Annotated in this window: 17 protein-coding genes; 5 read left to right on the forward strand and 12 right to left on the reverse strand. The window is 74.2% G+C overall.

Annotated elements, in window-relative coordinates:
* The first annotated feature begins 28 nt into the window (after positions 1–28).
* The gene (locus tag BJ971_RS30755; protein ID WP_184996648.1) at positions 29–3,115 is read left to right on the forward strand and encodes an ATP-binding protein; all 3,087 of its coding nucleotides are present in this window, start codon (positions 29–31) and stop codon (positions 3,113–3,115) included.
* On the opposite strand, the gene BJ971_RS30760 is transcribed toward BJ971_RS30755, so the two are convergent.
* From BJ971_RS30760 to BJ971_RS30800, 9 genes are all read right to left on the reverse strand, one after another.
* Entirely contained in the window at positions 3,098–4,297 is a 1,200-nt protein-coding gene (locus tag BJ971_RS30760; protein WP_239087390.1) for a glycosyltransferase 87 family protein, read from the reverse strand. The two genes, BJ971_RS30755 and BJ971_RS30760, sit on opposite strands and share 18 nt — an antisense overlap.
* The gene (gene mptB, locus BJ971_RS30765; RefSeq protein ID WP_184996649.1) at positions 4,294–5,757 is read right to left on the reverse strand and encodes a polyprenol phosphomannose-dependent alpha 1,6 mannosyltransferase MptB; all 1,464 of its coding nucleotides are present in this window, start codon (positions 5,755–5,757) and stop codon (positions 4,294–4,296) included. Before mptB (BJ971_RS30765) ends, BJ971_RS30760 begins: the two co-directional genes overlap by 4 nt.
* Complete coding sequence (gene mptB / locus BJ971_RS30770; RefSeq protein ID WP_184996650.1) at positions 5,754–7,226, reverse strand: polyprenol phosphomannose-dependent alpha 1,6 mannosyltransferase MptB; 1,473 nt, start codon at positions 7,224–7,226, stop codon at positions 5,754–5,756. Before mptB (BJ971_RS30770) ends, mptB (BJ971_RS30765) begins: the two co-directional genes overlap by 4 nt.
* Positions 7,226–8,644, reverse strand: a complete 1,419-nt coding sequence (locus BJ971_RS30775) for a glycosyltransferase family protein (protein ID WP_184996651.1) — start codon at positions 8,642–8,644, stop codon at positions 7,226–7,228. Before BJ971_RS30775 ends, mptB (BJ971_RS30770) begins: the two co-directional genes overlap by 1 nt.
* Positions 8,637–11,672 (reverse strand): bifunctional [glutamine synthetase] adenylyltransferase/[glutamine synthetase]-adenylyl-L-tyrosine phosphorylase, encoded by a 3,036-nt coding sequence (locus tag BJ971_RS30780; RefSeq protein WP_184996652.1) that lies wholly within the window; start codon positions 11,670–11,672, stop codon positions 8,637–8,639. The genes BJ971_RS30775 and BJ971_RS30780 overlap by 8 nt, the downstream gene beginning before the upstream one ends.
* A complete protein-coding gene (locus tag BJ971_RS30785) occupies positions 11,673–12,458 on the reverse strand; it encodes a type 1 glutamine amidotransferase (RefSeq protein WP_184996653.1) in 786 nt (261 codons plus the stop codon). It lies immediately after the preceding gene.
* A 48-nt stretch (positions 12,459–12,506) separates the two neighbouring features.
* On the reverse strand, positions 12,507–12,944 hold the full coding sequence (locus BJ971_RS30790; RefSeq protein WP_184996654.1) for a GNAT family N-acetyltransferase: 438 nt from the start codon (positions 12,942–12,944) through the stop codon (positions 12,507–12,509).
* A 27-nt stretch (positions 12,945–12,971) separates the two neighbouring features.
* Entirely contained in the window at positions 12,972–13,397 is a 426-nt protein-coding gene (locus tag BJ971_RS30795; RefSeq protein WP_184996655.1) for a DUF350 domain-containing protein, read from the reverse strand.
* A gap of 78 nt (positions 13,398–13,475) precedes the next feature.
* Entirely contained in the window at positions 13,476–14,828 is a 1,353-nt protein-coding gene (locus BJ971_RS30800; RefSeq protein ID WP_184996656.1) for a glutamine synthetase family protein, read from the reverse strand.
* A 165-nt stretch (positions 14,829–14,993) separates the two neighbouring features.
* Here BJ971_RS30800 and BJ971_RS30805 point away from each other — a divergent pair, with 165 nt between their 5' ends.
* The 3 genes from BJ971_RS30805 (at position 14,994) to BJ971_RS30815 (ending at position 18,190) form a co-directional block, all read left to right on the forward strand.
* Complete coding sequence (locus tag BJ971_RS30805; protein ID WP_184996657.1) at positions 14,994–16,763, forward strand: NAD+ synthase; 1,770 nt, start codon at positions 14,994–14,996, stop codon at positions 16,761–16,763.
* Between the two features lie 99 nt (positions 16,764–16,862).
* Entirely contained in the window at positions 16,863–17,693 is an 831-nt protein-coding gene (panB, locus tag BJ971_RS30810) for a 3-methyl-2-oxobutanoate hydroxymethyltransferase (protein WP_184996658.1), read from the forward strand.
* A gap of 47 nt (positions 17,694–17,740) precedes the next feature.
* Positions 17,741–18,190, forward strand: a complete 450-nt coding sequence (locus BJ971_RS30815; RefSeq protein WP_184996659.1) for a VOC family protein — start codon at positions 17,741–17,743, stop codon at positions 18,188–18,190.
* A 15-nt stretch (positions 18,191–18,205) separates the two neighbouring features.
* Here the strand turns inward: BJ971_RS30815 and BJ971_RS30820 are convergent, their stop codons facing one another.
* Together BJ971_RS30820 and BJ971_RS30825 are read right to left on the reverse strand one after the other, a co-directional pair.
* The gene (locus BJ971_RS30820) at positions 18,206–19,675 is read right to left on the reverse strand and encodes an RNB domain-containing ribonuclease (RefSeq protein WP_184996660.1); all 1,470 of its coding nucleotides are present in this window, start codon (positions 19,673–19,675) and stop codon (positions 18,206–18,208) included.
* Positions 19,676–19,753: 78 nt separating this feature from the next.
* Positions 19,754–20,002 (reverse strand): hypothetical protein, encoded by a 249-nt coding sequence (locus BJ971_RS30825; protein WP_184996661.1) that lies wholly within the window; start codon positions 20,000–20,002, stop codon positions 19,754–19,756.
* Between BJ971_RS30825 and BJ971_RS30830 the strand changes: the two genes are divergently transcribed.
* Positions 19,989–21,584 (forward strand): hypothetical protein, encoded by a 1,596-nt coding sequence (locus tag BJ971_RS30830; protein WP_184996662.1) that lies wholly within the window; start codon positions 19,989–19,991, stop codon positions 21,582–21,584. The genes BJ971_RS30825 and BJ971_RS30830 overlap by 14 nt on opposite strands.
* Here BJ971_RS30830 and BJ971_RS30835 read toward each other — a convergent pair.
* Entirely contained in the window at positions 21,581–21,784 is a 204-nt protein-coding gene (locus BJ971_RS30835) for a hypothetical protein (protein WP_184996663.1), read from the reverse strand. The two genes, BJ971_RS30830 and BJ971_RS30835, sit on opposite strands and share 4 nt — an antisense overlap.
* Positions 21,785–21,806: the final 22 nt, after the last annotated feature.

Genomic DNA, 21,806 nt, shown 5'->3' on the forward strand with positions numbered 1-21,806 from the left:
CCGAGCGGGGAGAGAGCAGAATCGACCTGTGGACATCGCGATGCTCGGCCCGGTCGAGCTGCGTGCCGACACCGGCGAGCCGGTGCCGGTCGCGGGCGCGCGTCTGCGTACCCTCCTGATCCTGCTCGCCCTCGACGCGGGCCGCGCCGTCTCCACCGGCCGGCTGGCCGACGGGGTCTGGGGTGATGATCAGCCGGCCAGCGCCGGTAACGCGCTGCAAGCGCTGGTGTCCCGGCTGCGCCGCGCCGCGCCGGGCCTGGCGGTGGCGGCGACGCCCGCCGGATACCGGCTCGACCTTGACCGCGACCGGGTGGACGCGCACCGCTTCACCCGGCTGGTCGCGGAGGGCCGGTGCGAGGAGGCACTGGCGCTCTGGCGCGGCCCGACCGAGTTCCCCGACGTGGCGCGGGCCGAGGCGGTGCGCCTCGACGAGCTGCGGCTGGCCGCCCGGCAGGACCGGATCGAGGCGCGGCTGCGGGCCGGCGGCGGCGCCGAGCTGGTGCCAGAGCTGGAGGCGCTCGTCGCGGCGCATCCGCTGCACGAGCCGCTGGCCGGCCTGCTCATGCGGGCCCTGGTCGCGGCCGGGCATCCCGGGCGCGCGCTCACCGTCTTCGAGGGGATCCGCGCCGAGCTGGCCGACACCCTCGGTGCCGACCCCTCGCCCGAGCTGTCCGCGCTGCACGTGGCGACGCTGCGCGGGCGCCAGCGGCGGTCCCGGGGCAACCTGCCCGCGGACGTGAGCAGCTTCATCGGCCGCGAGGACGACCTGCGTGCGGTCAGCGAGCTGATCGACGCGCACCGGCTGGTGACCCTCATCGGGCCGGGCGGCAGCGGCAAGACCCGGCTGTCGGTGGAGGCCGGGCAGGCGCTGGCCGACAGCCGCCCGGACGGCGTCTGGCAGGTCGAGCTGGCGCCGGTCACCGACCCCGCCGAGGTGCCGCACACGATCCTGACCGCGCTGAATCTGCGCGGCCAGGTGCTGGTCGCCCGGCCGGGGCTCGGCACGGTGGTCAGCGAGTCGGTGGACCCGCTGACCCGGCTGACCGAGGCGCTCGCCGGCAAGGAACTGCTGCTCATCCTCGACAACTGCGAGCATCTCATCGACGCCGCGGCCGCGGTCGCCGACGCCATGCTCCGGGCCGCGCCGGGCCTGCGGCTGCTGGCGACCAGCCGAGAGCCGCTCGGCATACCCGGCGAGCGGCTCTGGCCCGTCGAGCCGCTCGCCGTCGCGCCGTCGGAGTCGCAGGCCGCCGGCTACCCCGCCGTACGGCTGCTGCTGGACCGGGCGGCGGCCGCGCGGCCGGGGTTCCGGCTTGATCCGCACACGACCGGCCCGGTGGTCCGGATCTGTCGCGCCCTGGACGGGATGCCGCTCGCCATCGAGCTTGCCGCGGCCCGGCTGCGTACGCTGCCCGTCGACGTGCTGGCCGACCGGCTCACCGACCGGTTCCGGCTGCTCACCAGCGGCAGCCGCACCGCGCTCCCCCGGCATCAGACGCTGCGTGCGGTCGTCGACTGGAGCTGGGACCTGCTCAGCGACGACGAGCGGGCGCTGTGGCGGCGGTTCTCGGTGTTCCACGGCGGCGCCGACGTGACCGCGGTCGAGCAGGTCTGCGGCGTGGAGCTCGACCTCGTCGGCGCGCTCGTCGACAAGTCCCTGCTGGTCCTCGCGGGCGACCGCTACCGGATGCTGGAGACCATCCGGGAGTACGGCCTGGAGCGCCTCGCCGAGGCCGGCGAGGCCGAGCGGATGCGCGTCGCGCACGCCCGCTACCTGCTGGAGCTGGCCGGCACCGCCGAGCCCGAGCTGCGCCGGGCGGACCAGCTCACCTGGCTGCGCCGCCTCGGCGCCGAACACGACAACCTGCACGCGGCCGTACGCGCGGCGATCGAGGCCGGCGACACGCGCACCGCGACGGCGCTGACCGCCCGGCTGGGCTGGTACTGGTGGCTGCGCGGGCATCGCGCCGAGGGCTGCGCGCTGGCCCGCGACGTCGTGGCCATGACCGGCGACACCGACCCCGAGGACCGCGCGCTGACGTACGCGTCCGCGGCGCTGAACGGGCTCGAGGGCGCGGCGCCCTTCGACGAGGTGCAGGAGTGGTTCCTGGCGGCCGAGCGCGCGGGCGCCGGGCCGGACTCCCGGCATCCGGTGCTGCGGCTGCTGCGCCCGATGGCGACCCTGTTCCAGTCGGCGGGGCGTCCGCCCGTCTTCGCGGAGATCGAGCCGCTCTTCGAGGATCCGGACCCGTGGCTGCGGGCGATCGCCAAGATGATCGTGGCGCACGTGCGGCTCAACTTCGGGCAGAGCGCGGACCTCGCCCGGGCCGAGCTGCGCGAGGCGCTGGACGGGTTCCGGGCCACCGGGGAGCGCTGGGGCATCGGCTTCTCGCTCAGCGCGCTCGGCGACATGGCCGCGTCGCGCGGCGACTTCCAGGACGCGGTGACCTGGCAGCGGGAGGCGATCGCGCTGGTCCGCGAGGTCGGCATCCGCGAGGACCTGCCGCAGCTCGAGACGAAGCTGGCGCATCAGCTGTGGCTGGCCGGCGACCACGCCGAGGCGCACCGCCTGCTCAAGCAGGCACACGAGACGGCGGTCGACATCGGCCTGCCCGAGGTGCTGGCCGCGGTGGAGTACGGCTACGCGACGATCGCCCGCCAGGAGGGCTCGCTCGACGAGGCGCGGGGGCGGATCGCCCGGGCCGAGCAGGCGACCGAGATGTCCGGCCACGCGCCGCAGTTCCGGGCGCTGACCCGTTCGGCGCTGGCGCTGATCGAGGGCGCGGGCGGCGATCTGGCCGCGGCGCACGACCTGCACCTGAGCGCGGTCGAGGTCGCCGTGGACTCGATGGACTCGCCGGTGATCGGGTACGTCCTGGTCGGGGTCGCCGACTACGCGCTGCGCGCCGGGGAGCCGGCGCGGGCGGCGATGCTGCTGGGCGCCGCCGACGCGGTGCGCGGGTCGGTGGACCGCTCGGTTCCGGACACCGACCGGATCCAGGCCGCGGCCCGCGCCGAGCTGGGCGAGGAGGGCTACGAGCGGGCGTACCGCTCGGGCGACGCGGTTACGCCGGAGACCGTGCTGGCGGCGACCGGGCTACTGCGGCGGACCTGAGCCGGAACCGAGGGCCGGCTCCGCCGCCGCACGCCTGATCCTCGGCGTACCCGTCGGCTCGCCCAGCGGCATCCAGATCAGCAGCGCGATGCCGAACCAGACGTAGAGGTTGCTGCCGACGACCGCGAGCGGCGGCCGGGGCCCGTTCTCCCACAGCCAGGTGAGCCGCGAGGACAGCACCAGGTACGCCGCGCCGCCCAGCCACAGCTGCCTGCGGTCCCGGCCGGACGACAGCCCGGCGTCGACGCAGCGGACGATCGCCGGAAGCAGCCAGACGCAGTGGTGCACCCAGGAGACCGGGCTGATCAGGCAGCCGACGACGCCGGTGAGCGCGAGCCCGCCCAGGTGATCGCCGAGCCGGGCGGCGGCGCGCACCCGGACGAACCAGAGGCCGAGCGCGACAAGCACGCACGCGACCCAGAGCCGCGCCTCGACGGTGTCCACCGGCAGCCGCGCCAGCATCCCGCGCAGCGACTGGTTGGAGAGGTACTCGAGGTTGCCGACCCGGTTGGTGTCCCACAGCGCGGCGGTCCAGAACTCCCGGGACGCCGCCGGGAAGAGGCCCGCCGCCACCAGTGTCGCGGCGGCGGCCGTACCGATGGCGGTGCCGGCGGCCCGCCACTGCCGGGTGACGAGCAGGTAGAGGATGAACACGGCCGGGGTCAGCTTGATCGCGGTGGCCAGGCCGATGCCCACGCCGGCCCACCGGCGGCCGCGCGCGACCCCGAAGAGCACGTCGCCGACGACCAGGGCGAGCAGCAGCGTGTTGACCTGGCCGAAGCTGAACGTCTCGCGGACCGGCTCGAAACAGAGGGCGAGGGCCACGGCGACGGTGCCGGCGAACCACGGCGTCCAGCCCGCCCGGTGCACCATTCCCCGGACCAGCCACCAGGTCACCAGCGCGGTGCTGGCGACCGTCGCCAGGCTGGCGATCACCAGGATGAGCGGGTACGGCAGGTACGCCATCGGGGACATGACGATCCCGGCGAAGGGCGGATAGGTGAATCCGTACGGCGTGCCCGGCTGGAGCCAGTCGTAGACCATGCCGTCCTCGCGGAACCAGTACCGGACGGCGCCGGAGTACACCCGCGAGTCGAAGAAGCGGTGGTAGAAGCTGGACCAGGCGAGGACCGCGGCGGTGAGTGCCACCAGGGCGGCGATGATCGAGGCCCGGCGCGTCACGCGAACACCTTACGATCCCGGCGCCGGCGCACCCGCACGACCGCCAGCGCGATCAGCACGGCGGTGACGACGAGCGCCCCGGGTATGCGGGTGTACAGCGCCCAGTTGTAGCCGGCCGGCAGGGTGAGGGTGGCGGCGAACGCGCAGAGGCCGATCAGCCACCGGTCCTCGCGCTCGGCGCCGTCCAGCCGGGTGCCGGTGGCGGCCAGGACCGCGAGCGGCCACGTGGCGTACCAGGGGTGGAAGACCGGGGCGCAGAGCACCGTCGCCGCCAGCGCCAGCCCGGCGCCGGGCAACGCGCCGCCCGACCGGGCCCGCCACCAGAGCACCACCAGGATCACCGCGAGCAGCGCGATGCCCAGGGCTCGGGTCACCGGCACGGCGTCGGTCTCGCCGCCGAGTAGCCGCACGACGAAGTCGACGGACAGCCCGGCCGCGGTGGACGGCGAGCCCCAGGTGACGCTGTCGCCGCTGCGCGCGAGGCCGGCCACCCAGCCGAAGCCGCGCCCCGAGGCCAGCGACAACGCCGCCGTGGCGAACAGTGCTCCGGCGCCGATGCCCAGCGCCGGGCGCCACAGATCCCTCAGCGGCACCGGCGAGCCGCGACGGCCGGGCGGCGCAACGGCGAGGACCGCGAACGGCAGCACCACGACGGCCGTCGCCTTGACCGCGACCGCTAGCCCGAGCAGCAGGCCGGCGGCGACCGGCAGCGCGGCCGCCGGAAGCGCCGGCCGCCCGGCGACGGTCGGCGACGGTGCCGCGGTCGCGGCCAGGGCCAGGCCGGAGACGATGAGCCCGATCATCAGCGCGTCGTTGTGCGCGCCGGACACCAGGTGCACCAGCACGAGCGGGCAGGCCAGCACCAGCCAGACGGCCCGCGAGGGCTCCCGGCCCGCGCGCCGGGCCAGCACCGGCAGGGCCACCGCGGTCAGCGCCAGCCCGGCAAGGGCGATGACCCGCAGCCCGGCGATGACCACGGCGAGGGAGCCGCCGGCGAGCCCGACGGCCCAGCCGGCCAGGATGAGGAACAGCGGGCCGTACGGCGCCGGCGAGTCGCGCCAGGAGGTCGCCACCGAATCCAGCCAGGGGCAGCCGAATTCCTGCACCCCCATCGCGTACGGGTCGCCGCCGGCGTGCTGCACATAACCCTGGCAGGCGTACGAGTAGACGTCCGCGCTGCCCAGCGGCAGGAACGGCAGCACCGGCAGCAGCCACAGCCCGGCGGTGACCAGCGCCCACCGGGTTGAGGGCACCACGTGCCGGCCCCACCACCAGGCACCGATCAGGACCGCGGTGCCGACGACCCAGCAGATCGGCAGCAGGACGCCGCGCTGCCCGCTGAGCAGCGTGAGCGGGTTGACGCTGGGCACCCGCTCGAACCCGGAGCCGCCGAGGTACGCGCTCGCCGCGGTCGCGACGCTGCCGGCGAGGCCGCCCCACCGGATGACCGCCGGCGTCAACTGACGGTCGCCTCGGCCGGGGCGGGCTCGCGCAGCCACCGGACCGCGCGCCGGCCGACCCACACGACCAGCCCGGTCATCAGGAACGCGAACGGCACCTGGAGCGGCTTCCAGGCGCCGTCCCCGTTGGGCAGGATCAGGAACATCCCGGCGATGACCGCGATCTCCAGCCACCGGAAGCGGACCGTGGTGACGGCGAACAGCGCCAGCGCCCAGTACAGGTACCAGGGCTGGGTGATCGGCGCGCAGAAGATGACGACGAGGCAGGCCAGGGCTGCGCCGTGCAGCGGGTCGCCGCGCCGGAAGCGCCACCAGAGCACCACGAGCCCGATCAGCATCAGGACCAGCGCGATCAACCGGGTCGCGGGCACCGTGTCGATCTGGAGGCCGAACCACTTCGCGGCCGCGTTGATCGCGATGCCGACGGCCGTCGACGGCGAGGTCCAGCTGCGGGACTCGCCGGCGCCGGACAGCGCGGTGGCCCAGCCCAGCCCGAGCCCGGAGACGGCCGAGAGCAGCAGCAGCCCGGCGATCGCGCCGCCGACGACCGCGCCGCCGCGGCGCAGGAAGCGCAGCCACCCGTCGCGGCCCGGCCGCAGGCCGCCGGAGGCGAGCAGCGCCGCGAACGGCAGCACCACCCCGACGGTCGTCTTGACCGCGATCGCGGCACCGACGACGGCGCCGCCCGCGACCAGCAGGGCGATCGAGCGGGCCCGGCCGGCGATCAGCGCGAGCCCGGCGAGCAGCAGCGCCATGGTCAGCGCGTCGTTGTGCCCGCCGCCGACGACGTGCACGGCGACGACCGGGCAGCACAGCACGAGCCACAGCGCCCGCTCCGGCTGCGCGCCCCGCAGGCGGGCCAGCACCGGCACGACGGCGGCCAGCGCGAGCACCGCGAGCACCGCGTAGACCCGGAAGACCGCGAGCGCGACGGCCTGCGACCCGAACGCGGCGGCCAGGCCGGTGAGCATGATCCAGAGCGGCCCGTACGGCGTCGGCGTGTCCCGCCACACCAGCGAGACCGAGTCGAGCCAGGGGCACGGCTGCGCGGAGATCCCGACGACGGACGGGTTGAAGCCCGCGTCGAACAGGGAACCCTGGCAGGCGTACGCGTACATGTCGCGGCTGGCCAGCGGCGGGATCACGAGCATCGGCAGCAACCAGAGCAGCCCGGTGACGACGATCCACCGCCGGCTCAGCAGGCCGTCGGCGACGAGCCTGCGGCCACACCACCACGCGGTGCAGAGCGCGGTCAGCCCGGCGATCCAGAGCAGCATGATCAGCGGGCCGTTCGGGCCGCGCAGGATGCTCATCACGGACACGCCCCGGCGGATCCAGGTCGGCGCGCCGAACAGGACGCCGTCGACCGCGCAGCAGACCGCGCCGAACAGCCCCAGCCAGCGCAGCACCGCGGGCCGGGACAGCCACCCCGCGACGGCTCGCCGCCCGGCGAGCACCACCGCGGCCATCAGTTGGCCCTCAGGATCGGCACGCCCTCGACGACCGTCTCGAGGTGGTAGTTCGCGGCCAGGTCGGCCGCGATCCCGCCGCTCGGGTCGACCGCGTCGGGCGGCGTGTCGAGGACGACGAGGGCCGGGCGCTGCGGCGAGTTGAGCATCGCACGCAGGCGCGGCAGCGCGTCCGGGATCTTGTCGATCGGTTTGCCCCAAAGATATGGATACGACGCCTGACGCTGCGCCGCGAAGTACAGGTACGCCTCGGACTCCAGGACGTAGATCCGGTCGTCCGGCGTCGTGGAGTCCCTGATCACGGCCGCTATCCGGTCGTCGCGGGCGGCCAGCGCATCGTACGGGACGGTGTCGGCCCGCCGGGACGGCGACATCACGGCCAGCGCGACCAGCCACCCGAGCGTGGGCAGCACGACCACCGCGGCCAGCGCCCGCCGCCACCGCACCGAGGGGACCGCGACGACCGCGGCCGCCACCAGCAGCACGAGGGCGGGCAGCGGCTGAACGAAGTAGTGCGGCCAGTAGGAGCCGCCGAGGTTGATGCCGGCGAACCCGGCGAACAGCCAGGCGCCGAGCAGCCACCGGCCGCCCCGGTCGAACGTCCGCCAGCCGAAGAGCGAGACGACGACGAGCACCGTCAGGTCCAGCGCGATGTCGCCGGCGTGCCGGCCGAGGTCGGTCAGCCGCGTGCCGGTGTTCGACCCCGAGCCGCCCATCGCGGACAGCTGGTAGCCGATCAGCGCGGTCCAGTAGTAGGACCAGCCGACGGCGAGACCGTGCAGCGCGGAGGCCACCAGCGGCGCCGCGACGCCGGCGGCGAACACCCCGGCCGCGGCGAGCAGGCCGGTGCCGCGCCGGGCGAGCAGCACGATCACGACGCCGACGACGATGCCGTCGATGCCCGACTGCTTCATCGTCAGCGCGGTGCCGGCCAGCAGGCCCGCGCCGGCCAGCCACCACAGCGAGGCGTCCCGGCGCCACCAGAAGACCGCGAGCGCGATCGCCACCGTCGACGGCACCGCCGCCAGCAGCTCGCCGTTGAGCGTGATGCCCTCGAGGTGCGGCGCGATGCCCACCACCGCGTAGATCCACGCCGCCGCGTTGCCGACCGCGCGGCCCGCCAGCAGCCAGCCGATCGCGCCGAGCGCCACCGTGATGATCGCCCCGGCCAGGACCATGCCGAGCCGGATCGCCCAGCCCGAGTCGTCGATCGCCAGCAGCGCCCGGTAGGTCAGCAGCAGGCCCTGCGGCCGGTCCAGCCAGGCGGTGTCGTAGAGGCGGGCGCCCCGCGACCATTGCTGCGCCACGTAGGCGTAGCCGCCCTCGTCGGTCGACAGCCCGGTGAACAGGAACGGCAGGCGCAGCAGCACGGCCAGCACCGCCGCAGCCAGGATCGGCCGGCGAGCGGCATCAAGCATCCAGCACCCGCTCCATCGCCGCGCGGGAGCGCCGGGTGATGCGCAGGTAGCGGTCGACGAACTCGCCCGGGTCGCCGCCGCCGAGCAGGCGCACGACACCGGCCAGCTCGACGCCGTGCCGCGGCAGCTGGTCGGTCGGGCGCCCGCGCACCAGGGTCAGCGCGTTGCGCACCTGGGCCGCCAGGGTCCAGCCCGCCGTCATCGCCGCCGCGTCGACCCGGCCGACGAGCTTGGCCTGCAACTCCGCGGCCAGCGCCTCGAGCGTGCAGGTCATCCGCAGCGCGGGCAGGGCGTATCCGTGGCGCAGCTGGACCAGCTGCACCGCCCACTCCACGTCGGCCAGCCCGCCGCGGCCCAGCTTGGTGTGCGTGTTCGGGTCGGCACCGCGGGGCAGGCGCTCGGTCTCCACCCGGGCCTTGATCCGGCGGATCTCGGTGACCTGCTCGCGGGTGAGGCCGCCGCTCGGATAGCGCATCCCGTCGGCGAGGGCCTCGAACTCGCGGCCCAGCTCCTCGTCGCCGCAGACGAATCGGGCCCGCAGCAACGCCTGCGACTCCCAGACCTTCGACCAGCGCGCGTAGTACTGCGCGTACGCGTTCAGGCTGCGCACGAGCGGGCCCTGCCGGCCCTCCGGGCGCAGGTCGGCGTCGACGCCCAGCGGCGGGTCCGGTGCCGGCGCGCTCAGCGTGCGGCGCAGCTCCTCGGCGATCGCGTGCGCCGCCGAGCTGGCCTCGCCGTCGGACATGCCCTCCGGCGGCGAGTAGACGAAGAGCACGTCGGCGTCGGACGGATAGCTCATCTCGTAGCCGCCGAGGCGGCCCATGCCGATGACCGCGAAGCGCAGCCCCTCCGGGCCGGGGCGCACCCGCCGGGCGGCGTGCAACGCCGCGCCCAGCGTCGCGTCGGTGACGTCGGAGAGCGCGACGCCGACGGCGTGCACGTCGAGCGGCTGCGCCGGGGCGAGGTCGCCGGCCTGGCTGAGGATGTCGGCGCAGGCGAGCCGGAACAGCTCGCGGCGGCGCACCGCGCGGACCGCGGCGATGGCCTGGGCCGGGTCGGTGACGCCGTCGCGCAGATAGCGGTCGGCGGCCGCGATGAAGCCGTCGCGCAGCACCTCACGCGGCCGCGGCTGAAGCTCGGCGTCGTCGGCGAGCAGCCGCAGCGCCTCCGGGTCGCGGGTGAGCAGGTCCGTCGCGTACCGGGAGAGGCTGAGCACGCGGGCCAGCCGGCGGGCGACCGGGCCGCCGTCGCGCAGCAGCCGCAGGTACCACGGGGTGCTGCCCAGCTTGTCCGAGACGTGCCGGTAGTTGAGCAGGCCGCGGTCCGGCTCGGGCGCGTCCGCGAACTCCTGGAGCAGCATCGGCAGCAGCGTGCGCTGGATCGCCGCCGTGCGGCTGACCCCGCCGGTGAGCGCCTGGAGGTGCCGCAGCGCGCCGGCCGGGTCGGCGAAGCCGAGGATCTCGAGCCGGCGACCGGCCGACTCGGGCGTCATCCGCAGTGCCTCCGCGGGCACCCGCGCCACGGCCTCGAGCAGCGGCTGGTAGAGCAGCTTGACGTGCAGGCGGCGCACGTGCGAGGCGTGGCCGACCCAGTCGGAGCGGAACGCCTCGACCGCGTCGCGGCCGGGCAGCGCCCGGTAGCCGAGGGCCGCGGCGAGCCAGCGCAGCGCCTTCGGGTCGTCGGGCACGGTGTGTGTGCGCCGCAGGCTCTGCATCTGGAGGCGGTGCTCGACACCGCGCAGGAACCGGTAGCCCCGCAGCAGCGTCTCGCCGTCGTCGCGCCCCACGTAGCCGCCCGCCACCAGGGCGCGCAGCGCGGGCAGCGTGCCGGGCTCGCGCAGCGACTCGTCGATCCGGCCGTGCACGAGCTGCAACAGCTGCACCGCGAACTCGATGTCGCGCAGCCCGCCCGGGCCCCGCTTGATCTCGCGTTCCAACTCCCGCGGCGGGACGTTGTCGATGATCTTCCGACGCATGTCGCGTACGTCGGCGACCGCCTCGGGACGCTCGGCCGCGTGCCACACCAGCGGCGCCAGATCGTCGATCCACTCGGCCGCGAGGGCCAGGTCGCCGGCGGCCGGCCGCGCCTTGAGCAGCGCCTGGAACTCCCAGGTGCGCGCCCAGCGGCGGTAGTAGGCCTGGTGGCTGGCGAGCGTGCGCACCAGCGGGCCACGGTTGCCCTCCGGGCGCAGCGCCGCGTCGACCGGCCAGGCGACGTGGCCGCACACCTCGATGAGCCGGGCGGCGACGGTGGTGCCGGCGCTGAGGTCCTCGTCGCCGGCGGCCACGAAGATGACGTCCACGTCGGACACGTAGTTGAGCTCGTAGCCGCCGCACTTGCCCATCGCGACGACCGCGAGCCGCGGCTCGGGCGTGCCGGGCGGCAGGCCGGCGACGGCGATCGCGTAGGCCGCCGCCAGGGTCTCGTCGGCCAGCCGGGAGAGCGCGGCCATCGTCGGCTCCAGGCCGCGGCCGCCGGTCAGGTCGGCGGCCACGATCCGCAGCAGGGAGATCCGGTATGCCGTCCGCAGCTCCGGGACGGTCGGCGGGCCCGAACCCGTCGACTCGCCGAACTCCAGGTGGCCCTCGGCGTTCGGCGGCAGGCCGGTCTTGCCGGTGGCGAGCACCCGCCACTCGTCGTGGTTGGCCACCAGGTGGTCGCCGAGCGCCGACGACGCGCCGAGCACCGCGATCAGGCGGCGGCGCAGGCCGGGATCGCCGTAGAGCGAGGCCAGGACCGCGTCGGCCGCCGGGCTCTCGGCGATCTCCTCGCCGGGTCCGGTCACCGGGCCGCCGTCGGCGCGCCGGGCGGCGCGGGCGACCGCGTCGATCAGCCGGTGCAGCTGGCGCAGCGCCAGGTTGGGGTCGGCGGCGAGCGACAGCGCGTGGATGAGCTCGCCGGCGTCGGTGCCGACCGGGCCCTGCGCCTCGGCGTCCCACAGCCGCAGCCCGCCCGGGCCGAGCAGGTCGGCCGCGCGGGTGCCGTTGTCGGCGAAGCCGTACCGGGCCAGCCGGCTGGGCCTGGTCACCTACTGGCCCAGCAGCGGGAGGGTGCGGGCGGTGCCGGGGTTGGGGATGTCCGCGTCCGGCAGGGTGCCGAGGGCCAGCGCCGCGAACCGTGCCGCGAGCGGCTGCCAGGCCTCCTCGACATCGGCGAGCACGTCGGCGGTGGCCGCCACGACCGCCTCGCCGTCGTAGCCGAGCTCGTCGAGGACCGCGACGTCGGAGCGGGCCCAGCCGGCGATCATCTCGGCGTCGCACTCGATGTGGAATTGCAGGCCCCAGGCCCGGTCGCCGAGCCGGAACGCCTGGTGCGGATAGCGCGACGAGGCGGCGAGCAGCACCGCACCGATCGGCAGCTCGGTGATCTCGTCGTTGTGCCACTGCACCACGTCGGGCAACAGCGGCACCCACTTGAACAGGGGGTCGTTGTCGGACGCGTCCCGGCGCGCGACCAGCCCCGGGCCGATCTCGGGCCCCGAGGTGCTGCGCTCCACGAGGCCGCCGTGCGCCGAGGCGAGCAGCTGAGCGCCGAGGCAGACGCCGAGCGTCGGCACGCGGTAGCGCACGGCCTTGCGCAGCAGAGCTTCGAGCGCCGGGAACCAGGGCGCGCCCGGCTCGCCGGCGGCACCCGGGTAGGCGCTCTGGTCGCCGCCGAGCACGATCAGGGCCAGGTGGTCGTCGAGCGTCTCGGGCAGCGGATCGCCCGTATGCGGGCGCAGCACGGTCAGCTCGAGACCCGCCTCGGCGAACCAGTCGCCGAGCCTGCGGAGGTCGTCGGACGGGTCGTTCTCGATTACCAGCGCTGTTCCCACGGGTTCGAGGCTATCGGGTGCCACCGACATCCCACCCCGCCTACCCGTTCATGGTGCGGTCCACCGGGCGACGACCTCGCCGTCGTCCACCTCGCCGGTCTCGACGAAGCCGAGCGAGGCGTAGAGCGCCCGGGCGGCGCCGTTCTCCGGCGCGTAGCTCAGGGCGACGTTCGGGCAGTCCGGCTCGGCGGCGAGCCGTTCACGCAGCGCGGTCACCAGCGCGCGGCCGATGCCGGCGCGCTGACGGGCGGCGTCGACGACGACCCCGCCGATCCACCGGCTCCGGTCGTCGTCGACGGCCCACATGCAGAAGCCGACGACCTCGCCGTCGTGCACGACGGCGAGCGGCCGCCAGAGGTCGCCGTAGTGGCACAGGCAGAGGTAGTAGGAGACGTCGTTGACGAAGTCCCGCTGGTCGGGCCGCACGGCCAGCGCCGCGCAGGCCCGCCAGTTGTCCTTGGTCACGGGCTCCAGGCTGATGATCATCCAGGCATCATGCCGCCTCGGGCGGGGTCAGGAGATGCAGGCGCAGACGATCAGGGCCGCGCCGAGGTGCGACGCCGCGCTGACAAGCGCGCCCGGGTGCTTCTCCGGCGTGCAGATGACCTCGCCCAGCTTGCCCGGCGTCATCCAGTCGAGGACCAGGAACGCCGTGCCCATGACCGCGATGCCGATGAGGCCGAAGATGACCGTCGACGCCAGGCCCTCGACGAAGTTCGAGTAGCTGGTGAAGATCGCGGTGAAGACGATCAGCGCGATGCCGATCTGGTTGGCGGCCAGCAGCAGGGACGCGTTCTGGTTCTTCTCCACCCAGATCAGGTCGCGCAGCTTGCCCGGGGTCAGGAGGTCGACCAGCAGGTAGCCGAGCGCCATGAGCCCGATACCGACACCGCCGAAGACGACGCTGCGCCCGGCACCCTCAAGCAAATCCTGTAGCACGGCAACTCCCTCTTGACGACGTCAGAGGGCACCGTATCGGACCTGCGCACGCGCGTGATCCACCGGCCGGATGAAAGGTCAGAGCGCGCCGAGGTAACGCTGCCGCTCGTACGGGGTGACCTCGCGCCGGTACTGCTCCCACTCCTGGCGCTTGTTGCGCAGGAAGAAGTCGAAGACGTGCTCGCCGAGCACCTCGGGGATCAGCTCGGACTTGGCCATCACGTCGATCGCCTCGGCGAGGTTCTCCGGCAGGGCGTCGTAGCCCATCGCCTTGCGCTCGTTCGGCGAGAGCGACCAGACGTCGTCCTCGGCGCCCGGCGGCAGCTCGTAGCCCTCCTCGATGCCCTTGAGGCCGGCACCGAGCATGACCGCGAAGGCCAGGTACGGGTTGGTCGCCGAGTCGATCGAGCGGACCTCGACCCGCGCCGAGTTCGGCTTGCCGAACGCGGGCACCCGGACCAGCGCGGAGCGGTTGAGGTGGCCCCAGCTGACGAACGCGGGCGACTCGGTGATCCGGTCCGGAAGCTGCATCGGGAACAGCCGCTTGTACGAGTTGACCCACTGGTTGGTGACCGCGGTGTACTCCCGGGCGTGCACAAGCAGGCCGGCGATGAACGCGCGCGCCGTCTTGGACAGCTTCTGCGGGTCGTCGCCGTCGTAGAAGGCGTTGCGCTCGCCCTCGAACAGCGACAGGTGGGTGTGCATGCCGCTGCCGGGCTGGTCGGTGAACGGCTTGGGCATGAACGTGGCGCGCACGCCCTGTGTCAGCGCCACCTCCTTGACCACGTGCCGGAACGTCATGATGTTGTCCGCCGTGGTCAGCGCGTCGGCGTAGCGCAGGTCGATCTCCTGCTGGCCGGGCGCGACCTCGTGGTGGCTGAACTCCACCGAGATGCCGATCCGCTCGAGGGCGAGCACGGCCTGGCGGCGGAAGTCGCGGGCGATCGAGTGGGTGGTGTGGTCGAAGTAGCCGCCGCCGTCGACCGGGACCGGCACGCTTCCGTCCAGCGGGCCGTCCTGCACCAGGAAGAACTCGACCTCGGGGTGGGTGTAGAAGGTGAAGCCCTTCTCCGCCGCCTTGGCCAGCATGCGGCGCAGCACGTGCCGCGGGTCGGCCCAGGCGGCGCTGCCGTCGGGGAGCAGGATGTCGCAGAAGATCCGGGCGCTCTCGCCGCTGACGCCGCCCTCGAACGGGAAGACCTGGAACGTTGTCGGGTCCGGCATCGCGACCATGTCGGACTCGGAGACCCGGGCGAAGCCCTCGATCGCCGAGCCGTCGATGCCGACGCCCTCCTCGAAGGCGGACTCGAGCTCGGCGGGTGCGACCGAGACACTCTTGAGCGTGCCCAGCACGTCCGTGAACCAAAGCCGGACAAAACGGATGTCGCGCTCTTCGAGCGTACGAAGCACGAACTCCTGCTGTCGGTCCACGTCAACCCCTCGTGCTTGCCCGGCGATCAGTGTCTCCCGGTCCCATTACGCCGAGATTACGCTGACTAGGCCCCGGCAGGTCGCCCGGGTGAGCCCTGATGTGGATCACACAGCCCGACCGGGTACGGGCCGCACACGGCGCCGGCGCTGGGGAAGAATGAAGCCATGCCTTCGCTGCGTGTCGCTCTCGCCCAGGTGAACTCCACCGTCGGGGACATCCCCGGCAACGCCGCCGCCGTGCGGCAATGGTCCCGCAGGGCCGCCGCGGCCGGCGCGCAACTCATCGCGTTCCCCGAGATGATGATCACCGGCTACCCCATCGAGGACCTGGTCTTCCGGCGCTCGTTCGTCGCGTCCTCGCAGGCCGCCCTGCGCACCCTCGCGGCCGACCTGGCCGCCGACGGCCTGGGCGACGTCGCCGTGATCGTGGGCTACGTCGACGACGACGGCACCGCGCCGCAGACCCGGCTGCGCGACGCCTCGGCGCTGCTGCTCGGCGGCGACGTCGTCGCCACCTACTTCAAGCACCACCTGCCCAACTACGGCGTCTTCGACGAGAACCGCTACTTCGAGCCCGGCGACTCCCTCACGGTGGTCCGGCTCGGCGGCGTCGACGTCGCGCTCACCGTCTGCGAGGACGTGTGGCAGGCAGGCGGGCCGTTCGCCGCCGCCGGCCGGGCGGGGGTCGGGCTGGTGATCAACATCAACGCCTCCCCGTACGAGCTGAACAAGGACGATGTCCGGCTTCCTCTGGTCAAGCGCCGTGCCGCCGAGGCCGGGGCGACGGTCGCGTACGTGAACATGGTCGGCGGCCAGGACGAGCTGGTGTTCGACGGCGACTCGATGATCGTGACCGCCGCGGGCGAGCTGGTCGCCCGGGCCGGGCAGTTCACCTCCGAGCTGCTGATTCACGACCTCGACCTGCCGGCCGCGCACCACACGCCCAACCCCTGCGACACACCGCCGGGCCAGCGGCGGGCCGACGACGGCATGGGCATCGAGCGGATCACCGCCGGCACCGCGCTGCGGCCGCTCGCCGGCGACCCCGCGGTCGGCGGCATCGCCGACCGGGTCACCGACGAGGCCGAGATCTGGTCGGCGCTCACCCTCGGCCTGCACGACTACGTGGAGAAGAACGGCTTCCGCTCGGTCGTGCTCGGCCTCTCCGGCGGCATCGACTCGGCCGTGGTGGCCGCGATCGCGGTGGACGCCCTCGGCCCGCGGCGCGTCGTCGGCGTCTCGATGCCCAGCGGCTACTCGTCCGAACACTCCAGGGACGACGCCGCCGACCTGGCCAAGCGGACCGGCCTGGACTACCGCAGCGAGCCGATCCAGCCGATGGTCGACGCGTTCCTGGCGAACATGTCGCTGTCCGGCCTCGCGGTGGAGAACCTGCAAGCCCGGGTCCGCGGCGTCATCCTGATGGCGCTGTCGAACCAGGAGGGCCACCTGGTGCTGACCACCGGCAACAAGAGCGAGCTCGCGGTCGGCTACTCGACGCTCTACGGCGACTCGGTCGGCGGCTTCAACCCGCTCAAGGACGTGCCGAAGACGCTGGTGTGGCGCCTGGCGAAGTGGCGCAACGCCGACGCCGCGCACCGCGGCGGTGAGCCGCCGATCCCGGAGAACTCGATCGTCAAGCCGCCGAGCGCGGAGCTGCGCCCGGGCCAGGTCGACAGCGACTCGCTGCCGGACTACGACCTGCTTGACGCGATCCTGGCCGGCTACGTCGACGGCGACCAGGGCCGCGACGACCTCATCGCGGCGGGCCACGACGTCGCGCTCGTCGACCGGGTGCTGCGCCTTGTCGACCTCGCCGAGTACAAGCGCCGGCAGTCCGCGCCGGGCACCAAGATCTCGATCAAGGCGTTCGGCCGCGACCGCCGCCTGCCGATCACCAACCGCTTCCGCGAGGGCCTGCCGACGGGGGTGTGACGGGCTCCACTCAACTCTCACCCGCACCGCATCCCGGGTGCGACGATTCATGGGACACCCGGGGACCGCGCGCCGCGGCCTCGAGGGAAGGAGACAAAGATGTCCGAGATCCCCACGCTCTACGGGGGCCCCGCCACCCGCCGCGTCCGCACCCGCGACCTGATCGCGGCCAAGGAGCGCGGCGACCGCTGGCCGATGCTGACCTCCTACGACCAGTACACGGCGGCGATCTTCGACCAGGCCGGCATCCCGGTCCTGCTGGTGGGCGACTCCGCGGCCAACAACGTCTTCGGCTACGAGACGACCCTCCCGGTCACCGTCGAGGAGATGCTCTCCCTGGTACGCGCGGTGGTGCGCGCGACCAAGACCGCGCTGGTCGTCGCCGACCTCCCGTTCGGCTCGTACGAGGAGGGCCCGACACAGGCGCTGCGCACGGCCGTCCGGTTCATGAAGGAGGGCGGCGCGCACGCGATCAAGCTCGAGGGCGGCCGCCGCGTCGCCGAGCAGATCAAGGCGATCACCGGTGCGGGCATCCCGGTGATGGCGCACATCGGCTTCACGCCGCAGAGCGAGCACACCCTCGGCGGCTACCGGGTGCAGGGCCGCGGCACCGGCGCGGAGGAGGTCATCGCCGACGCCCGTGCCGTCGAGGACGCGGGCGCGTTCTCGGTGGTGCTGGAGATGGTGCCGGGCGACGTGGCCAAGCAGGTCACCAAGGAGCTCGTCATCCCGACGGTCGGCATCGGCGCGGGTCCGGACACGGACGCACAGGTGCTCGTCTGGCAGGACATGGCGGGCCTGCGTACCGGAAAGGCGCCGCGCTTCGTGAAGCGCTACGCCGACCTGTCCGGGGTGCTCACCGAGGCGACGAAGGCGTTCGCGGACGAGGTCCGCGGCGGCGAGTTCCCGGCGGAGGAACACACGTTCTGAGGTAGGGTCCGGCTCGGGCAAGATCGGATCAGTGGCACACTTCGTCTATGTCCGTTCCTGCCCGAGTCAGCCTGGCGACCCTCGGCGTGACCGACGTGGCCCGCGCGACCGAGTTCTACGAGTCCCTGGGCTGGCGCCTCTCCCCCGCCTCGGTCCCCGGACTCGTCAGCTTCTTCCACACCGCCGGCGGCCTGCTGTCGCTGGTGGCCACCGACGACATCGCGGCCGACGCCGGCCTGCCCACACGCCCCACGCCGCCGAACCCGGCCGCGGACTTCCGCGGGACCATGCTGGCGATCAACGTGGAGAGCCCGGCGGCGGTCGACGAGGCGCTGCGCGCCGTGGTGCAGGCGGGCGCGACCCTGGTGAAGACGGGCGGCGGCGCCGAGTGGGGCGGCTATCTCGGCTACTTCACCGACCCGGACGGGCACCTCTGGGAGATCACCTACAACCCGGGCTGGCCGCTGGACGAGGCGGGCGTCCCGCGCCTGCCCTGACGGCGCCGGTAACGGTCAGACCCGCTCGAAGAGGACGCTGCGGGTGATCGGGTCGGCCTCGGTCAGGCGTACCCGGATGCGCTCGCCGAGCGGCAGCTCGCCGAGGCAGCGTGCCTGCACCGCCGGGTCGTCGATCGCCACCGTGCCGCCACGGGGTCTGCGGTTCTGCCGCTCACCGGCCTCGGGCTGTGCGGTCTCGGGCTGTGCGGCGGGTTTCGGCGGTGCGTCGATGTCCAGCACGCCGGCCTCGAAGGTCTCGCCGACCCGGTGGGCGAGCAGCACCGCCTCGGCCAGCGCGACAGCCGCCCGGTCGGCCGCCGAGGCGAGCCGGTCGGTGGTGGCCATGCTCCTCGGCAGGCGGGGCAGCGCCTCGCGGGCCCACTGCGGCACCGGCCGCTCCTCGTGCAGGGCCAGGCAGACCTCGGCCGCGTACCGGTCCGCGAGGCGGCGCAGCGGCGCGGTGACGTGTGCGTAGGGCGCGCCGACGCCGCCGTGGCCCGTCTCCGCCGGCCGCTCACCGTCGAACGCGGTGTACGCCGCGCCGCGGAGCAGGTCCGCGGCCTGGTTGAGGAACGCGGCCCCGCGCGGGCTCGCCGGGTCGACCGACGCCACAACCGCGCCGACGGAGTCGCCCTCCGGCCAGGCGACGCCGAGCGACCCGGCCGCGGCGCGCAGCCTGACGACCGCCTCGGGCCTGGGCGCGGGCATGGTCCGCAGCAGGCCGATCCCGCCCTCGATCATGAGCTGGGCCGCGGCCATGCCGGTGAGCAGCGAGATCTGGGCGTTGTGCTCCTCGACGTCGAACGGCGCACGCAGCACGAGCCGCCAGCCGTCGCCGTCCGGCTCGACATCCTGCTCGGGCAGCGGCAGGCTGACGGCGCCCCGGTCCGCCGCCCGGCGCGCCAGCAGCGAACCGAGCTCGGGCAGCAGCGCGATCGACTCGGGAGCGGTGCCGGCGTCGACGGTGGCCTGTAGCCCGGCGTAGTCGAGCTTGGCCCGGCTGCGCACCCGCGCCCGTTCCAGGGCGATCCCGGTGATCGCGCCGTCCGAGTCCACGTCGATGGTCCAGAGCACGGCGGCGCGGTCGACGCCGGGCAGCAGGCTGACGGCGTCCTCGCTGAGCAGCGGCGGGTGCAGCGGGATCTTCCCGTCCGGCAGGTAGATCGTCTGCCCGCGCGCCCAGGTCTCCGCCTCGAGCGGGCCGCCCGGCCGCACATAGGACGCCACGTCGGCGATGGCGTAGCGCACCCGGTAACCGCCGGCGGCGGTCCGGCTCAGGGCCATCGCCTGGTCGAGGTCGCGGGAGGTGGCCGGGTCGACGGTGACGAACGGGATATCGGTGCGATCCGTCGGCGGCAGCGCGGTGGCGGACGCGGCCTCCCGCGCCTCCCGCATCGCGTCGGACGGAAACTCGCCGGGTAGCTCGAGTTCTCGTCGCAGCACGGAGAAGTCGATGCTCGGAGCCAACACCCTGTTGATCGGCACGGCTCATTCCTACCAGGCGCCGGCACGCAAAGGGCCGCGCCGAGGTCGGCGCGGCCCTTGCCGGTGCGGTGGTGCGGATCAGCGTTTCGCGGCCGCCTTGCGCGCCGGGGCGGCCCCGGCGGTGCGGCTGTTGCCGGCGGCGGCCTTCCGGGCCGCGGCGGGCGTCGCCGCCTTCCTGACCCGGCCCGCGTTGGTGGCGGAGGTCTTGGTCATCGCGGCCGGCCGGGCGTTGGTGGTCTTGCCGGCGCCGGCCGCCCTGGCCTTGGCCACGTTGGCGGCGCTGCGGGCCGTGGCCTTCTTGGCGGCCGCGATCTTGGCCGCCGTCACGGCCGCGGCCCGGGCCGCGACCGCCGCCGCGGCCGACTTCGCGGCCGTGGACCTCGCGGTGGTGGACTTCGCGGCCTTGGCCCGCGTGGCCGTCGACCTCGCGGTCGTCGACCTCGCGGTGGTGCTCCTGGCCGTCGTCTTGCGTGCCACCGGCCTGGCCGCGGTCGCCTTCTTCGCGGCCGTGGCCTTCCTCGCGACCGTCGCCCTCTTCGCCGCGGTCGACTTGGCGGCGGTCGCCTTTCGCGCGGCGGTCGTCTTTCGTGCGGCGGTCGCCTTGGTGGCCGTGGCCTTCTTCGCCGCGGTGGCCTTCCTTGCGGCGGTCGCCTTGGTGGCGGTGGCCTTCTTCGCCGCGGTCGCCTTCCTTGCCGCGGTCGACTTCACCGCGGTCGACTTGGCAGCGGTCGCCTTTCGCGCGGCGGTCGCCTTGGCGGCGGTCGCCTTGGTGGCCGTGGCCTTCTTCGCCGCGGTCGCCTTCTTCGCGGCGGCTGTCTTCGCGGCGGTCGCCTTCTTCGCCGCGGCCGTCTTGGTGGCGGTCGCCTTGCGTGCGGCGGTCGCCTTGGTGGCCGTGGCCTTCCTCGCGGCGGTCGCCTTGGTGGCCGTGGCCTTCCTCGCCGCGGTCGCCTTCTTCGCGGCGGCTGTCTTCGCGGCGGTCGCCTTCTTCGCCGCGGCCGTCCTCGCGGCGGTCGTCTTCGCCGCGGTCGCCTTCTTCGCCGTGGTGGCCTTGGCGACGGTCGCCTTCTTCGCCGCGGCCGTCTTCGCGGCAGCAGCCTTCTTCGCCGCTGCCACCTTGGCCGCAGCCGCCTTCTTCACCGCGGCGGTCTTGGCCGCCGCCGTCTTCGTGGCGGTGGAACGGGCGGCGGTCGCCGACCTGGCCTTCGCGGCCGCGCTCTTCACCGCGGACGCCGGCTTCGCCACCGCGCGCTTCGCGGTGCCGGCCTTGGCGACCGCGGCCTTCGCCGCGGCCGTCGACTTCGCGGTCGACTTGGCGGCGGTCGACTTGGCGGCCGTCGACTTGGCAGCCGTCGACTTCGCGGCGGCGGATCGCGCGGACGTCGACCGGGTCGCCATCTTGGTCGCGGGCGCCTTCCCGGCCGCACCGGACCGGGCCGGCGTCTTCTTGGCGGCCGGCCGCGCCGTCACCGACTTGATCGCGGTCGACGACGCGGCCGCGGTGCGCTTGGCCACCGGAGCGGCGGGAGCAACGGGAGCAGCCGGGGCGGCGGGCTCGATGTCGGCGGGCCCGGTGTCCGTCGGCACGCTCTCGAAGGGCTGGACGATCGCCTGCAGGATGGCGACCGGGTTCGGCGAAGCCGCCGCGACGGTCCTGGTGGTGGCCGGCATCCGGTCGGCCTCCGGCTCGGCGACGGCCGGGGACGCGGCCGCCGGGGACGCGAGGGCCGGCTCGGCGACGGCCGGGGACGCGACGGCCCGCGCGGATGTTGCGCGAGTCGCGGCTGCCCGGGTCGGGGCCTTCTTGGTCACGGCCATGGGGAAGTTCCTCCTTGCGAATGACTGCGGGTCGTCTCCGCCTGGAGACTGCAGGATTCCGGCTTGGACACAGGGGTCGAGCCGGCCTAGCTAGCTGACCTCCCCGGTCCAGCGGACATCCTCGGCTTCCCACGCCGCGTTGCGCTTCTCGACGGTCTCGAGCGCCCGCGTGGCGTCGTCAGCGGAGGCGTACGGTCCGAGCCGGAACTGCGCGGGACACACGTCGTCCCCGGACTCGACCCGCTTGTGGCGGAGGCACCAGAAGTAGCCGCCGCCGGGCCCACTGTCGTTCATGCAATCACTGTGCACCTGAAAT

Source organism: Amorphoplanes digitatis (assembly GCF_014205335.1).
GTDB lineage: Bacteria > Actinomycetota > Actinomycetes > Mycobacteriales > Micromonosporaceae > Actinoplanes > Actinoplanes digitatus.